This window comes from Pseudomonas sp. GYB4201 (assembly GCF_056312595.1).
Genome location: NZ_JBWGIG010000013.1, coordinates 163,723 through 177,179 on the forward strand (window position 1 = coordinate 163,723; position 13,457 = coordinate 177,179).

The 13,457-nt window shown below is 64.5% G+C and carries 12 protein-coding genes; 3 read left to right on the top strand and 9 right to left on the bottom strand.

Annotation, left to right across the window (positions count from 1 at the left end):
• Nucleotides 1-53 precede the first annotated feature (53 nt).
• From AC0Z2B_RS15065 to arnB, 8 genes are read right to left on the bottom strand one after another with little or no spacing between them, the layout of a single operon-like run.
• On the bottom strand, nucleotides 54-1,415 hold the full coding sequence (locus AC0Z2B_RS15065; RefSeq protein ID WP_476297627.1) for a UDP-glucose dehydrogenase family protein: 1,362 nt from the start codon (nucleotides 1,413-1,415) through the stop codon (nucleotides 54-56).
• Nucleotides 1,412-1,828 carry a 4-amino-4-deoxy-L-arabinose-phosphoundecaprenol flippase subunit ArnF gene (arnF, locus tag AC0Z2B_RS15070; protein ID WP_476297629.1) on the bottom strand — a complete coding sequence of 139 codons (417 nt, stop codon included), beginning with the start codon at nucleotides 1,826-1,828 and terminating at the stop codon, nucleotides 1,412-1,414. Before arnF ends, AC0Z2B_RS15065 begins: the two co-directional genes overlap by 4 nt.
• Complete coding sequence (gene arnE / locus AC0Z2B_RS15075) at nucleotides 1,825-2,172, bottom strand: 4-amino-4-deoxy-L-arabinose-phosphoundecaprenol flippase subunit ArnE (protein ID WP_476297631.1); 348 nt, start codon at nucleotides 2,170-2,172, stop codon at nucleotides 1,825-1,827. Before arnE ends, arnF begins: the two co-directional genes overlap by 4 nt.
• Nucleotides 2,169-3,818 (bottom strand): lipid IV(A) 4-amino-4-deoxy-L-arabinosyltransferase, encoded by a 1,650-nt coding sequence (arnT, locus tag AC0Z2B_RS15080; protein WP_476297633.1) that lies wholly within the window; start codon nucleotides 3,816-3,818, stop codon nucleotides 2,169-2,171. The genes arnE and arnT overlap by 4 nt, the downstream gene beginning before the upstream one ends.
• Nucleotides 3,815-4,699: a 4-deoxy-4-formamido-L-arabinose-phosphoundecaprenol deformylase gene (gene arnD, locus AC0Z2B_RS15085; RefSeq protein ID WP_416425474.1), complete on the bottom strand. Its 885-nt coding sequence runs from the start codon at nucleotides 4,697-4,699 to the stop codon at nucleotides 3,815-3,817. The genes arnT and arnD overlap by 4 nt, the downstream gene beginning before the upstream one ends.
• On the bottom strand, nucleotides 4,699-6,690 hold the full coding sequence (gene arnA, locus AC0Z2B_RS15090) for a bifunctional UDP-4-amino-4-deoxy-L-arabinose formyltransferase/UDP-glucuronic acid oxidase ArnA (protein WP_476297635.1): 1,992 nt from the start codon (nucleotides 6,688-6,690) through the stop codon (nucleotides 4,699-4,701). The genes arnD and arnA overlap by 1 nt, the downstream gene beginning before the upstream one ends.
• Nucleotides 6,687-7,709, bottom strand: a complete 1,023-nt coding sequence (arnC, locus tag AC0Z2B_RS15095) for an undecaprenyl-phosphate 4-deoxy-4-formamido-L-arabinose transferase (RefSeq protein ID WP_473003407.1) — start codon at nucleotides 7,707-7,709, stop codon at nucleotides 6,687-6,689. The genes arnA and arnC overlap by 4 nt, the downstream gene beginning before the upstream one ends.
• Entirely contained in the window at nucleotides 7,706-8,854 is a 1,149-nt protein-coding gene (arnB, locus tag AC0Z2B_RS15100; RefSeq protein ID WP_476297637.1) for a UDP-4-amino-4-deoxy-L-arabinose aminotransferase, read from the bottom strand. The genes arnC and arnB overlap by 4 nt, the downstream gene beginning before the upstream one ends.
• 435 nt (nucleotides 8,855-9,289) lie before the next feature.
• Between arnB and AC0Z2B_RS15105 the strand changes: the two genes are divergently transcribed.
• A complete protein-coding gene (locus tag AC0Z2B_RS15105) occupies nucleotides 9,290-10,594 on the top strand; it encodes a sensor histidine kinase (protein WP_476297639.1) in 1,305 nt (434 codons plus the stop codon).
• Here AC0Z2B_RS15105 and pmrG read toward each other — a convergent pair.
• The gene (gene pmrG / locus AC0Z2B_RS15110; protein WP_416425469.1) at nucleotides 10,591-11,268 is read right to left on the bottom strand and encodes a lipopolysaccharide core heptose(II)-phosphate phosphatase PmrG; all 678 of its coding nucleotides are present in this window, start codon (nucleotides 11,266-11,268) and stop codon (nucleotides 10,591-10,593) included. The genes AC0Z2B_RS15105 and pmrG overlap by 4 nt on opposite strands.
• Before the next feature lie 326 nt (nucleotides 11,269-11,594).
• On the opposite strand from pmrG, the gene AC0Z2B_RS15115 reads away from it, so the two are divergent.
• Together AC0Z2B_RS15115 and AC0Z2B_RS15120 are read left to right on the top strand one after the other, a co-directional pair.
• On the top strand, nucleotides 11,595-11,861 hold the full coding sequence (locus AC0Z2B_RS15115; RefSeq protein ID WP_416425468.1) for a DUF1652 domain-containing protein: 267 nt from the start codon (nucleotides 11,595-11,597) through the stop codon (nucleotides 11,859-11,861).
• 159 nt (nucleotides 11,862-12,020) lie between these two features.
• A complete protein-coding gene (locus AC0Z2B_RS15120; RefSeq protein WP_476297641.1) occupies nucleotides 12,021-13,343 on the top strand; it encodes an OprD family outer membrane porin in 1,323 nt (440 codons plus the stop codon).
• Nucleotides 13,344-13,457: the final 114 nt, after the last annotated feature.

The following is a 13,457-nucleotide window of genomic DNA, read 5'->3' on the forward strand; positions in this document are numbered from 1 at the left end:
GACTTTAGTCGCGATGCAGGCGACGCCGTTTCAAGGCAGTCGCTGCTATCGGTTTACACCCACTTCTGGTGCGGGATCGGCAGGCTGCAGGATTCGCCGCGGCCAATCGGGAAGTAGGTGATGCCTTTTTGCGCCAGGCGGTCAACGTCGTACAGGTTGCGGCCGTCGAAGATCACCGGCTGCGCCAGGCGCTTCTGGATCAGGTCGAAGTCCGGGGCCTTGAACTGTTGCCATTCGGTGCAGATGATCAGCGCGTCGGCACCGTTCAGGGTAGCTTCCGGGGTGCCCATCAGCATCAGGTTCGGCTGCTCGCCGTACAGCAGTTGGGTCTGCTGCATGGCCTCGGGGTCGAAGGCACGCACCTGGGCGCCGGCGGCCCACAGGGCTTCCATCAGTTCGCGGCTCGGGGCGTCGCGCATGTCGTCGGTGTTGGGCTTGAAGGCCAGGCCCCAGACCGCGAAGGTGCGGCCTTTCAGGTCACCCTTGAAGTAGGCTTTCACCCGCTCGAACAGCTTGTGCTTCTGGCGCTCGTTGATGGCTTCCACGGCCTGCAGCAGGTCGTTGGAGCAGTTGGCCGCCTCGGCGGTGTGGATCAGCGCGCGCATGTCCTTGGGGAAGCACGAGCCGCCGTAGCCGCAGCCGGCGTAGATGAAGTCGTAGCCGATGCGCGGGTCAGCGCCCATGCCCAGGCGAATGGCCTCGATGTCGGCACCCAGGTGCTCGGCCAGTTCGGCGATCTGGTTGATGAAGCTGATCTTGGTGGCCAGCATGCAGTTGGCGGCGTATTTGGTCAGCTCGGCGCTGCGCAGGTCCATGAACAGGATACGGTCGTGGTTGCGGTTGAACGGCGCGTACAGGTCGCGCATCACGTCGCGCACTTCCTCGCGCTCGCAGCCGATGACGATACGGTCCGGGCGGCGGCAGTCACGCACCGCCGAGCCTTCCTTGAGGAATTCGGGGTTGGAGACGATATCGAACTGCAGGGTGCGGCCGGCTTTCGCCAAGGCTTCGTTGATGTGCTTCTGCAGGGCGTCGCCGGTGCCCACGGGCACGGTGGATTTCTCCGCGACGATCAGCGGCTCCACGCGGTGGCGGGCAATGGCGTCGCCCACCGAGAACACGTACTTGAGGTCGGCCGAGCCGTCATCGCCCGAGGGTGTGCCGACGGCGATGAACAGCACTTCGCCGTGCTCGATGGCCAGCTTCTCGTCGCTGGTGAAGTGCAGGCGACCGTTGTCCAGGTTTTCCCGCACCAGCGCCGACAGGCCCGGCTCGAAAATGGTCACGTGGCCCTTGGACAGTTGGTCGACCTTGTGTTGGTCGATGTCCATGCAGATCACGTCATGACCCACTTCGGCCAGCACGGTGGCTTGCACCAGACCTACGTAACCACTACCGATAACACTGATTTTCATTGCGCAGATCCTATGGACTTGTTGCCGTGTGTACGTCGCGAGTTGATGATCAGCACCCCGAGCACGACCAGCGTCACCCCGAGGCTTTTCAACAGCGAAAAATGTTCATTGAACGCTGGCAGGCAGGCTGCCAGCAGGTAGACCAGGGCGTAGCTGATGCTCAGCAGCGAATAGGCACGGCCCAGGGGCAGGTGCTGCAGCGCGCCGAGCCAGCACAGCATGGACAGGGCGTAGGCGAAGATCGCCACCATCACCACGCCCAGCGCCAGCCAGGGCACCGGGCCGGCGAGCAGAGTGTCGAGCCACTGTGCCGGCACCGGCAGCCGGGTCATGCTCCAGCGCATGCCCAGTTGCGCAGTGCTGACCAGCAGCACACTGCCGCCCGCCAGGGCAAAACCCTGGGCGCGGCTCATGCCTGCCACCCCAACAGCAGCACGCCGGCCATGACCACGCCCACGCCCAGCCAGTGGCGCACGTCCACGTGCTCGCGAAAGACAAAGCGCGCCACCAGGGTGATCAGCACGAAATTGAGGCTGAGCATGGGGTAGGCGATACCCACCTCCAGGTGTTGCAGCACCAGCAGCCACAGCAGCAGGCCCAGGCCCAGGCACAGCAGCGCCAGCCACAGCCACGGCGTGGCCAGCTTGGCCAGGGCGCCGCCGGCCGGGGCGTCGCGCCAGGCCTCGACCGCCAGTTTTTGCGCGATCTGGCCCAGGCAGGTGAGGGTGCAGGCCGCCAGCAACAGAAGGAAGATCATGGCGGCGTCTGGTCGAAAATGAAGATCATCAGGCTGCCTTGCACGAAGCGCTTGCCGTCCTTGGGCAGCAGGTCGACCTCATGCAGCTCGTCATCACTCTTGACCCGCATGACCACGCCCACCGAACCCTGGCGGCGGGCGTCGGTCATCCACGCCTGCACCTGATCCAGTTGCACCTCGCGGGCGCTGGAGTCGGCGTAGCTGAGGCCATACTTGGTCTCGCCCACGGTGTTGTACAGGTACACGGTGGGTTGCGCGGTGTGCCAGGCCAGGGCCGAGGCAGCGCCCAGGTCGTTGGCCAGCAACGTGTGGGCCTGGCGCAGTTCATCGGTGTGTTCGGCGATGAACGCGTCCGGGGTCTTGTTGTTGACGATGGAGTTCGGCAACGCGGCGGGCAGCAATGCAATCAGCAGGCCCATGCCCACGGCCGGGGCAGCCCAGAGACGCAAAGGCTTGAGCAGCGCCAGGGCGTTGGCGAGCACCACGCTGGACAGGGCCACGACGATCAGCGCCAGGTGCTGCGGCTCGTCCACGTACACCGGTTTCTTGTGCTGCAGCCAGGCGATGGCGGCCAGGCCGATGACGCCCATGGCCAGGTTGAGCACGGCGTTGCTGCGCAGCATCAGGGTCTTGCCCTGGGCTAGCGCCTGGTTCAGCAGGTGGCCCAGCAGCAGCGCCAGGGGCAGCATGCACGGCAGGATGTAGGTGGGCAGCTTGCCGCGGCTCAGGCTCAGGAAGGCCAGGGGCAGCAACAGCCACAGCAGCACGAACAGCACCTTGGGCTCGCGGCGGGTGGCCCAGGCCTGGCGCACGGTGGCCGGCAGCAGCAGCGCCCAGGGCAGGCTCGAAGCGGCCAGCAGCGGCAGGTAGAACCAGATTGGCTGGGCGTGCTGGGCGTCGTCGCCGGCGAAGCGACGGATGTGCTCGTGCCAGAAGAAGAACGACCAGAAGTCAGACTCCTGCTGGTTGACCATCAGCGCCCACGGCGCCGACACCAGCACCGCCACCAGCACGCCGAACAGGCCGAAGCGCACCAGCTCGCCAAAACGTTTCTGCCAGATCATCCACGGCGCGGCGATCAGTACCGGGAACACCCAGGCCAGGAAGCCCTTGGTCATGAAGCCCATGCCACAGGCAACGCCCAGCAGGCCCCAGTGCAGCAGGCGCGCGTTGGTGGTGCGGCTGTCGACGGCAAACCACAAAGCTACCAGGCTCAGGTTCACCCACAGGGTGAACTGCGGGTCCAGGTTGGCGTAGCCGGCCTGGCCGGCCACCAGGCCGAAGCTCATGTACAGCACCGCGCAGATCACGCTCTGGCGCTTGTCGGCCCACAGGCGGTTGGCCACAAGGTAGGTCAGCAGCGCGCTCAGGCCCAGGCTCAGGGCCGAGGCCACGCGCACGCCGAACAGGTTCTGGCCGAACAGCCACTGGCCGATGGCGATCAGCCAATAGCCGGCGGCGGGTTTTTCAAAGTAACGCAAGCCCATGAAGTGCGGCGCGGCCCATTTGCCGGTCAGCAGCATTTCCTGGCTCATTTGCGCGTAGCGGGTTTCATCGGGAATCCACAGCCCGTGGAAGGGCAGTGGCAGCAGATAGAAGAGCCCGAATGCAAGCAGCAAGACGGGCAGGGTCCAGCGCTGGATCATGGTCGTTGAACCCCAAGCCAGCCTTCGCGTCCTTCCAGGGCGCCGCGGGTCAGTTGTTCCACCGGCAGGGCGGTGGTGTCCGCAGGCAGCAGTTGCCCCAGAGGTTGGAACTGTATCTGTCGCTCGCGTGCCGTTGCCAGCAAGCGGCGGAAATCGTCAGCCATCAGAATCCCTTCAACCTCGGCGTGAATGGTGTAGTTGTTCAAGCCTCCAGGCTTGAAGCGTTCCAGGATGTAGTCGTTGAAACCTTGGGCGCTCACCGTTGGCCCCACCACTTCGTCGAAGGTGGGCAGGTCCACGGGGATCTGCACGGTACCGGCCGAACCATCGGCCAGGCGTGGCTGGAACAGGTGGGTGCCACGGCAATCGCTGTTGTAGCGGAAACCGAAGTCTTCCTTGGCCTGTACCACGCGTTCGTCGGCGCGCCAGCCGGCGGCAGCGGAGCAGTCGATGCGCTGCCCGAGGATATCGTTCAGGGTTTCCACGCCCCGGCGGATCTGCTCGTGCAGTTGCGCGTCGCTCCAGCGACCGGTGTTGGCCTGCCAGCCATGGTGATCCCAGGCGTGCAGCCCAACCTCGTGGCCGGCGTCGCGGGCCTGGCGCATCAAGTGCCCCAGGTCGCGACCGATTGGTTTGCCGGGCCAGGCGGTGCCGGCCAGCAAGATATCCCAGCCGTACAGGCCTGCGGCATTGGAACGCAACATCTTCCACAGGAACTGCGGGCGGATCAGGCGCCACAGGTGGCGCCCCATGTTGTCCGGCCCGACGCTGAAGAAGAACGTCGCTTTCACTTGGGCTTCGTCGAGCAGTTCGAGCAACCGCGGCACCCCTTCACGGGTGCCTCGGTAGGTGTCGACGTCGATGCGCAGACCTGCCTGCATTAACGCTTGCTCTCGATTTCGATCATGGCTTCGCGCAGGAAGAAGTCCAGGGTCTTGCCGATGGTTTCGCTCAGCTCGATGGTCGGGGTCCAGTCGATCAGGCGACGGGCGTTCTCGATGCTCGGGGTGCGGTGGGTCACGTCCTGGTAGCCGTTGCCGTAGAACGCCTTGCTCTCGATTTCACGGAAGCCGGCGAACGGCGGGAAGTTGCCACGCAGCGGGTGAGCTTCGAACTGGCGCAGCAGCTCTTCGCCCAGCTGGCGGATGCTGGCTTCGTTGGTCGGGTTGCCGATGTTGATGATCTCGCCGTCGCACTTGCCATCGCGGTTCTCGATGATGCGTGCCAGGGCTTCGATGCCGTCGTCGACGTCGGTGAAGGTACGCTTCTGCTCGCCACCGTCCACCAGGCGGATCGGGGTGCCTTCCACCAGGTGCAGGATCAGCTGGGTAATGGCGCGCGAGCTGCCGATACGGGCCGAATCCAGGCGGTCCAGGCGTGGGCCCATCCAGTTGAACGGACGGAACAGGGTGAACTTCAGGCCCTTGTCGCCGTAGGCCCAGATCACGCGGTCCAGCAGTTGCTTGGAGACCGAGTAGATCCAGCGCTGCTTGTTGATCGGGCCGACGATCAGGTTCGAGGTGTTCTCGTCGAAGTGGCTGTCCTGGCACATGCCGTAGACTTCGGAAGTCGACGGGAAGATCACGCGCTTGTTGTACTTCACGCAGTGACGGACGATTTTCAGGTTTTCTTCGAAGTCCAGTTCGAATACGCGCAGCGGGTTGCGGGTGTATTCGATCGGGGTGGCGATGGCGACCAGCGGCAGCACCACGTCGCACTTCTTGATGTGGTATTCGATCCACTCGGAGTGGATGCTGATGTCACCTTCCACGAAGTGGAAACGCGGGTTGCCGCGCAGGTGCTCGATGGCGTCGGAACCGATGTCCAGGCCGTAGATTTCATAGCGGTCGTCGCGCAGCAGGCGCTCGGACAGGTGGTTGCCGATGAAGCCGTTGACGCCCAGGATCAGCACGCGGGTGCGGCGCACAGGGCGGCCGGCAGCCTTGCCGATCAGCTTGGAGCCTTCCACCAGGCCCAGTTCACGGGCCAGTTGCGGGCCGCTCAGGTACAGGCCGTCGTTGTTGCGCTGGCCAGCAGTGATTTGCAGGGCGTCGGTGCCGCAGGCGATGCGCAGCGGTTCGACGCTGATCACGTGGCCAGGCTCGAAGCCCTGGTTGCCGGCGACCACTTCGGCGCTCCAGACAATCAGTTTGTGCTCGCCCACGGCGCAGAACGCGCCCGGGTATGGCTGGGTGACGGCGCGCACCAGGTTGAACAGTTCTTCGGCCGGGCGGCTCCAGTCCAGCAGGCCGTCGGCAGGGGTGCGGCGGCCGAAGGTGGTGGCCTGGCTCTCGTCCTGGGCGGTCTCGGTGACTTCACCCTTGGCCAGCAGCGGCAGGGTTTCGTTCAGCAGCGCGGTGGCGGCGTCACGCAGCTTGGCGTGCAGGCTCAGGCCGGTGTCGGAACGCTCGATGGCCACGCGTTGCTGGGCAACGATGGCGCCGGCGTCGGCACGCTTGACCATGCGGTGCAGGGTAACGCCGGTCTCGGTTTCGCCCTTGACCAGCACCCAGTTGGCCGGTGCGCGGCCGCGGTAGCGTGGCAGCAACGAGCCGTGCAGGTTGAACGCACCTTGCTTGGCGCAGGCCAGCACGGCCTCGCTCAGCAGGTTGCGGTAGTAGAACGAGAAGATGAAGTCGGCGTCGAGCTTGGCGATGCGCTCGATCCAGATCGGGTGGTTGGCGTCTTCCGGGGCGTGCACCGGGATGCCTTTGCGTGCGCACAGTTGCGCCACCGAGCCGTAGAAGTTGTTTTCCTTGGGATCGTCGGCGTGGGTGAATACGGCGGCGATGTCGTAGCCTGCCTCAAGCAGGGCGTTGATGCCGGCGCAGCCGATATCGTGGTAGGCGAAGACAACAGCTTTCTGGTTCATGAGGCAGCCTTGCTGGAAGAAATGGAAATCGAGGTTTCAGGGTGAGGTTCGGTGTTGCCGCCAGCCGGTTCGTTGCTGCGCAGCACCTTTTCGATGAAGAACCGCGGACGGGCGCGGACGTCGCTGTACATGCGGCCCAGGTATTCACCCAACAGGCCCATGCCGATGAACTGCGCACCGGTGAACACGAACAGCACGGCGAACAGCACGAAGGTGCCGTGGCCCGACCAGGCGGCGCCGTAGATCATGCGCAGCAGGATCAGCGCGACGGCGAACAGCACGCCCAGGGCGGCCATGCCGATGCCGACCACGCTCAGCAGGCGCAGCGGCGTGGTGGTCATGCAGGTGACCAGGTCGAACATCAGGCTGATCAGGCGCATGGGGCTGTACTTGGAGTCGCCGTGCTCGCGCTCGGCGTGCTGCACCAGCACCTCGGTGGTGTGGCGGGCGAAGCTGTTGGCCAGGATCGGGATGAAGGTGCTGCGCTCGCGGCAGGCCAGCATCGCGTCGACCACGCTGCGGCGGTAGGCACGCAGCATGCAGCCGTAGTCGCTCATGGCCACGCCGGTGGAACGCTGCACGGCCAGGTTGATCAGCTTCGACGGCCAGCGGCGCAGGGCCGAGTCCTGGCGGTTGTTGCGCACGGTGCCGACCACGTCGTAGCCCAGCGAAGCCTGGGCGACCAGGTTGGGGATCTCTTCGGGCGGATTCTGCAGGTCGGCGTCGAGGGTGATCACCAGGTCACCGATGCACTGCTCGAAACCGGCCATGATCGCCGCGTGCTGGCCGTAGTTGCGGTTCAGGATCACCGCCACCACCGGGCTGCCCGGGCGTTCGGCGGCGTCCTGGAGGATGTCTGCCGAGGCGTCGCGGCTGCCGTCGTCCACCAGCACGATTTCATATTTCTGCGTCAGTTGCGCACACGCAGCTTCAGTGCGGCGCAGCAGCTCCGGCAGGCTCTGCTCTTCGTTGTACACCGGTATCACGATGGACACGGTGTTGATCGGATAAGGTCTCACGGGCGGTGTTCCAGGGTTTTCTCAATGGCGCAGGCAACGCGCTCGACATCGTCGAGGGTCATGTCGGGGAACAGCGGGATGGAGCACAGGCGGGCCGAGTTCCACTCAGTGTTGGGCAGCTGCACGTCCGGGAACTTCTGGCGGTACCAGGTGTGCAAGTGCGTGGCAATGAAGTGGATGCCGGTGCCAATGCCTTGATCTTGAAGACCTTTCATGAAGGTTTCACGATCAATGCCACAACGTTCCGGGTCGATGCGCAGGATGAACAGGTGCCAGGCGTGCTGTTGCGGCCAGGCCGGTTGCGACAGTGGCAGCACCGGCAGGTGCTTGAGGCGCTCAAGGTACGCCTGGGCCAGCTGCTCGCGCTTGGCATTGATGGCGTCGACGCGCTCCAGTTGCACCAGGGCAATGGCGGCGTTGATGTCGGCCAGGTTGTACTTGAAGCCTGGCTCCTGGACCATGGCCTGTGGCTTGCGGCCGTGGGTCATGCGGTCGTAGGCGTCCACGCCCAGGCCGTGGAACTTGAGCATGCGCACGCGGTTGGCGAAGGCTTCGTCATCGCTGACGAACATCCCGCCTTCGGCGCAGGTCATGTTCTTGATGGCGTGGAACGAGAAGATTGCGGTGCCCTGGGCGCCGATTTCGCGGCCGCGGTAGCGGGTGCCCACGGCGTGGGCGGCGTCTTCGATGACGCGGATGCCGTAGCGCTCGGCCAGGGCGTACAGCGGGTCGAGGTCGAAGGCGGCGCCGGCGTAGTGCACGGGGATGATCGCCTTGGTGCGCGGGGTGATGGCGGCCTCGATGGCGGCCACGCTGCACATCAGGGTGTCACGGTCGACGTCGACGAATACCGGGGTAGCACCCAGCAGGCAGATCATGTTGGCGGTGGACACCCAGGTCTGGGACGGGGTGATGACTTCATCGCCCGGGCCGATGCCCAGGGCCAGCAACGCGATGTGCATGGCGCCGGTGGCGGACGACAGGGCCACGGCATGGGCGCAGCCCACGCGGCGAGCGAATTCCTGCTCCAGCTCCTGGGCCTTGGGGCCGGTGGTGATCCAACCGCTGCGCAATACCTGCTCTACTGCTGCGATCTCCTGGTCACCCATGCTGGGACGGGAAAAGGGGAGAAAACTCTGATTCATGGCATCCTCGGAATCTGACAGGCTTATGCGCTTCGTGCGTCATACATGCCCCACTTTAGTCGCAGGGCCATCCGTTATAGAGGGAGATTATTACCGCCGCAAGCTGAACGAACGCTTGCTGAACGAATCAATTGCTGTTTGATACAAAAATCGGGGTTGTCAGGCCTGGCAGGCATTGAAGTCGACGAATGCCCACGTGTCTGTAGGAAATGTCTGAAGATGCTCGTAGAAAATGCCACTGTGAAAAACTGCCGATGGTTCAATACGTCAAAGGTGCATTTTCATGTGTCAAAAAAGAGTGAGTGACAGATGAAAATGCTGTCCCGGTGCCAGCTTTTCCGTTCATCACAAGTCTTTGACATGGGCTGCGGTACAAGGGCTGGTAAACTGCCTGGCCCTCCAGACCCCTAGCATGACGCTGAGCTGCCCCCGCCCATGAATTCGATCGTCGCCCGCTGGCGCACCAAGCACTCCCGGCAAAGCCTGGCCCAACGCATCATTGTAGTCTTCGCGCTGATGACCACGTTGGTGGCTGGCGTTTTTGCCGTTGGAATTGTCGCAACCGTGCATGTGGTGGAGAAAAAACTCACCACCACGGGCCTGGGCGGCAACCTGCACCGCATGCTGATGATGGAAAACCGCGACGACTGGACCCACCGGCCGGAGAAGGACGAGCTGTTCTTCGCCGACGACGGCCAGGGCGACCTGGCCATGCCCCCGGACCTGCAGGCCCTGGAGCCGGGCTTCCACGAGGTCAAGCGCCTGGAGCGCAGCTGGTACGCCATGGTGCGGGTGGTCAATGGCCGCAAGTACATCCTGCTGCGTGACCAGCAAGGCTTCGAGGAGCGCGAGCGCCTGCTGTTCGGCGTGGTCATCACCGGCTTCGTGCTGAGCCTGCTGGGCTCGATCCTGCTGGGCTGGCTGCTGTCGCGCAAGGTCATGGCGCCGGTGATCCGCCTGGCCGGCCAGGTGCGCCACCGCGACCAGCTGCTGGACCTGGCGCCGCCCCTGGCGCCCGACTACGCCGCCGACGAGGTCGGCACCCTGGCCCGTTCCTTCGACGACACCCTGGGGCGCCTGCGCTCGGCGCTGGTGCGCGAGAAGCTGTTCACCGGTGACGTCAGCCACGAACTGCGCACGCCGTTGATGGTGCTGGCCAGCTCCAGCGAGCTGTTGCTGGAAAACCCCGGCCTGGATCCCCGTGCGCGTGAGCAGGTGTCGCGCATTGCCCGCGCCAGCGCCGCCATGCGCCAGCTGGTGGACACCTTCCTGCTGCTGGCCCGGGCGGAAAACGCCGAGGGCGGCCGTGGCCCGGCCGCCGGCATGGTGCAGGTGGCCCAGGAGCTGGTGGAGACCTGGCGCACGCCCATCGAGCACAAGGGCCTGGAGCTGATCTACCTGCCGGAAGCCGCGGGGGAGGGGGTGTACAACCAGACCTTCCTGGGTGCGGTGATGGGCAACCTGCTGCGCAACGCCTGGCACTACACCGACCACGGTTTTATCCGCCTGACCCTGTTGCCGGGCGGCTTCAAGGTGGAGGACAGCGGCATCGGTATTCCGGAGGAAAAGCGCCTGGAGATGTTCCAGCCGTTCGTGCGCGGCGACGAACAGCGCGGCGAGGGCCTGGGGTTGGGCTTGTCGCTGGTGCAGCGGATCTGCGTGAACGAGGGCTGGTCAGTGACCCTGACCAGCCGCGAGCCCCACGGTTGCTGCTTCGAGGTGCGCCTGGCGGCGGTCTAGCCTTTCAGGCGGTGCAGCGTGCGCGGCCACTGGTTGGGGTTCAGGGCGCCCAGCACATGGGGCGTGCCGGTGACCGGGTCGACGCTCACGAACAGCGCGCTGGCGTAGCCCGGGCCGCTGCCGCCATGAATACCGGCCTGTTTCTCCAGGGCATTGATGCACTCGCTGTGGGTGACCAGCACCAGGTTGTGGCCCGGCTGCTTGTGCGCCACCACGTCCTGGAGCATGGTCTGCCGGCAGTTGATCAGCCAGTCCTGGGGCGTGGCGGCCTGGCCGAACATGAACATCGCGGTCTGGCGGGTGCGGGTCAGGGGGCTGGTGAACACTTGCGCCTGGGCCATGCCCAGCGCCTGCAGGCTGTTGCCCACTTCGCTGGCCACGCGGCTGCCGGCCAGGGTGATGCCATCGGCGTCGCCCAGGCAGGCGCCGTCGGAACGGTCGCAGCGCTCGCCGTGGCGCACCAGCACGGCCACGTTGCCTGCCTTCCAGGCTGCCTGCAGCCCCGAGTGGCGCAGGGTCTTGCCATCACCCAGGTCGGCCGGGCCGCTTGGGCGCAGTGCCCAACCGCCTAGCGCCGAAGCCGCCACCACTGCCAGCAGGCCCATGACGACAACGCGGCGACGCAGGGCGAAACGCCGTGGCGGCAAGGGGAGGGCGACAGAGGCTACCGGCATGATGGCTCCATGGAGCTATGAAAGTGCCGGGACTATAGGGATGGCCAGGTTAAGGGCTGGTGAATGGAATGTGAAAATTTTAGTTTTGAGGGGGGCAACAAGGTCTGTCAGGCCGTGGCACGTTGCAACAGATGTAGGAGCCGACCTTGGTCGCGACAGGCCGCGCGGGCGGCCGGTGGTGGCCGTTATCGAGTCGCAAGGCGAGCGCAAAAAAAGCAGCTGGCACTCTCGTCGCCAACTCGTTGCAAGGCTCTGCGACAGGGTATATACACAATATTTCAAGCGCATGTCTGCGCGCCCGAACTGCCTGAGCGAGGATGCCAAAGATGATGACACTGGGACTTTGTTCGCTGGAACTACGCAATATCATCGAATGTGCTTTTCTGCCGGCCCACTGCACCTGCACGGTGGCCCCCGACCAGTCGCTGACGGTCCAGGTCACTGACCCCGTCACCGGCCAGGTGCAACTGATGGTGACCGGTATTTCGACCGATCGGCTCAGCAGCAGTCGGGCTATTTCCGACCTGATCGCCGAGCTGCGCCATGATCTTGAGCACAATCGCCACACCTTCCCTCACGCGCTTGCCAGCTGAGGGCCTTGCCGGCGCCGCCCAGCGGCGCCGGGCCAATACTGGCTTTCCGCCATTTACTTAAAATTTGTTTCATGTAGTTTCATGGAACTTGTCTCTGAAATGTCATGTAACGGATCCGTAATGGCGTCAGTTTTTTAACTGACTCCAACGAGACCCGTGATGATCAAGAAGATAGTCCGTCCCCTGGTAGGCGCCATGCTGGGCACTGCCGCCCTGGGTGCACACGCCGACTTCATCGATGACAGCCATGCAGACCTGACGCTGCTCAACCGCTACCTGAACCAACAGGGCAGCGACGTGGTTGGCAGCAACAAGAAGGCCAACAGCGTGCGCGACTGGGGCCAGGGCTTCGAATTCAACTTCAAGTCCGGCTACACCGAAGGCACCGTCGGCTTCGGCCTGGACCTGACGGCCTTCTACGGCGTCAAGCTGGACTCCAACTCCCAGCAGGGCAGCATGTTCCCGCTGGATGACGGCAAGTCGGCCAACGACTTCGGCGTGCTGAGCCCGACCTTCAAGATGCGCTTCCTCAAGGATGAACTGCGCGTCGGCACCCTGACCCAGAACAACCCGATGCTGGCCAACACCGACGGTCGTCTGTACCAGCAGACCAACACCGGCGCGCAACTGGTGTCGAAGGACCTGGATAACTATGTTTTCACCTTGGGTAACATTACCCAGACCAAGATCCGCAACGAAACCGGCGACCAAGACATGATCACCGGCGGCGGCGCCAAGGGCAGCAACCGCTTCAGCTACGGTGGCGCCGACTACACCGGCATCAAGGACACCACCTTGAGCGGCTGGTACTCGAACCTGGCCGACTACTACCAACAGTTCTACCTGGGCCTCAAGCACACCGACCAACTGCCAGTGGGCAGCCTGGCCACCGACCTGCGCGCCTACCGCAGCCTGGGGACCGGCGGCAACGGCGACGGCGACAGCGAATACGGCGCAGCCGGCTACTACGGTGGCACCACCACCAAGGGCCGCATCAACCAGTCGACCTTCAGCATCATGGAAAGCTACAGCCTGATGGGTCACACCTTCGGCCTGGGCGCGCAGAAGAACACCGGCGACAGCGACTTCCCGTACCTGGACTCGGGCCTCAACAGCGGCGATGCCCGCCAGGGCCCTGGCAGCGGCGCGGACACCCCGGCGCTCACCAACCTGCAACTGAACAAGTTCCAGCACGCCGGCGAGCGTACCTTCCTGGCCCTGTACAAGTATGACTTCGGCCAGCTGGGCCTCAAGGGCCTGGGCTTCTCGGCCCTGTACGCCCACGGTGACCAGATCAAGGTGGCCAGCGGTGGCGACAGCGAATGGGAACGCGACCTGGCGCTGAGCTACGTGGTGCCGGACGGTACCCTGAAGGGCCTCGGCGTGACCTGGAAGAACGCCCAGGCCAACCCCGAGATGACCGGCCAGACCCACCAGGACGAGAACCGCTTCTACGTCAGCTACGTGATGCCGCTCTGGTAACAGCCATGTAGCCGCTGCCGCCAGGCTGCGCTGGCCCGCGAGTGCACTGAAGATTTTCAGTGAGGCTGGGGGCCAGCGCAGCCTGCGGCAGCGGCTACGGTATTAAAGCAATTG

Bases quoted from the DNA above. Each gene is read 5' to 3' on its own strand.
- AC0Z2B_RS15065 (WP_476297627.1), bottom strand. From the start codon at position 1,415: ATGAAAATCAGTGTTATCGGTAGTGGTTACGTAGGTCTGGTGCAAGCC.
- arnF (WP_476297629.1), bottom strand. From the start codon at position 1,828: ATGAGCCGCGCCCAGGGTTTTGCCCTGGCGGGCGGCAGTGTGCTGCTG.
- arnE (WP_476297631.1), bottom strand. From the start codon at position 2,172: ATGATCTTCCTTCTGTTGCTGGCGGCCTGCACCCTCACCTGCCTGGGC.
- arnT (WP_476297633.1), bottom strand. From the start codon at position 3,818: ATGATCCAGCGCTGGACCCTGCCCGTCTTGCTGCTTGCATTCGGGCTC.
- arnD (WP_416425474.1), bottom strand. From the start codon at position 4,699: ATGCAGGCAGGTCTGCGCATCGACGTCGACACCTACCGAGGCACCCGT.
- arnA (WP_476297635.1), bottom strand. From the start codon at position 6,690: ATGAACCAGAAAGCTGTTGTCTTCGCCTACCACGATATCGGCTGCGCC.
- arnB (WP_476297637.1), bottom strand. From the start codon at position 8,854: ATGAATCAGAGTTTTCTCCCCTTTTCCCGTCCCAGCATGGGTGACCAG.
- AC0Z2B_RS15105 (WP_476297639.1), top strand. From the start codon at position 9,290: ATGAATTCGATCGTCGCCCGCTGGCGCACCAAGCACTCCCGGCAAAGC.
- pmrG (WP_416425469.1), bottom strand. From the start codon at position 11,268: ATGCCGGTAGCCTCTGTCGCCCTCCCCTTGCCGCCACGGCGTTTCGCC.
- AC0Z2B_RS15115 (WP_416425468.1), top strand. From the start codon at position 11,595: ATGATGACACTGGGACTTTGTTCGCTGGAACTACGCAATATCATCGAA.
- AC0Z2B_RS15120 (WP_476297641.1), top strand. From the start codon at position 12,021: ATGATCAAGAAGATAGTCCGTCCCCTGGTAGGCGCCATGCTGGGCACT.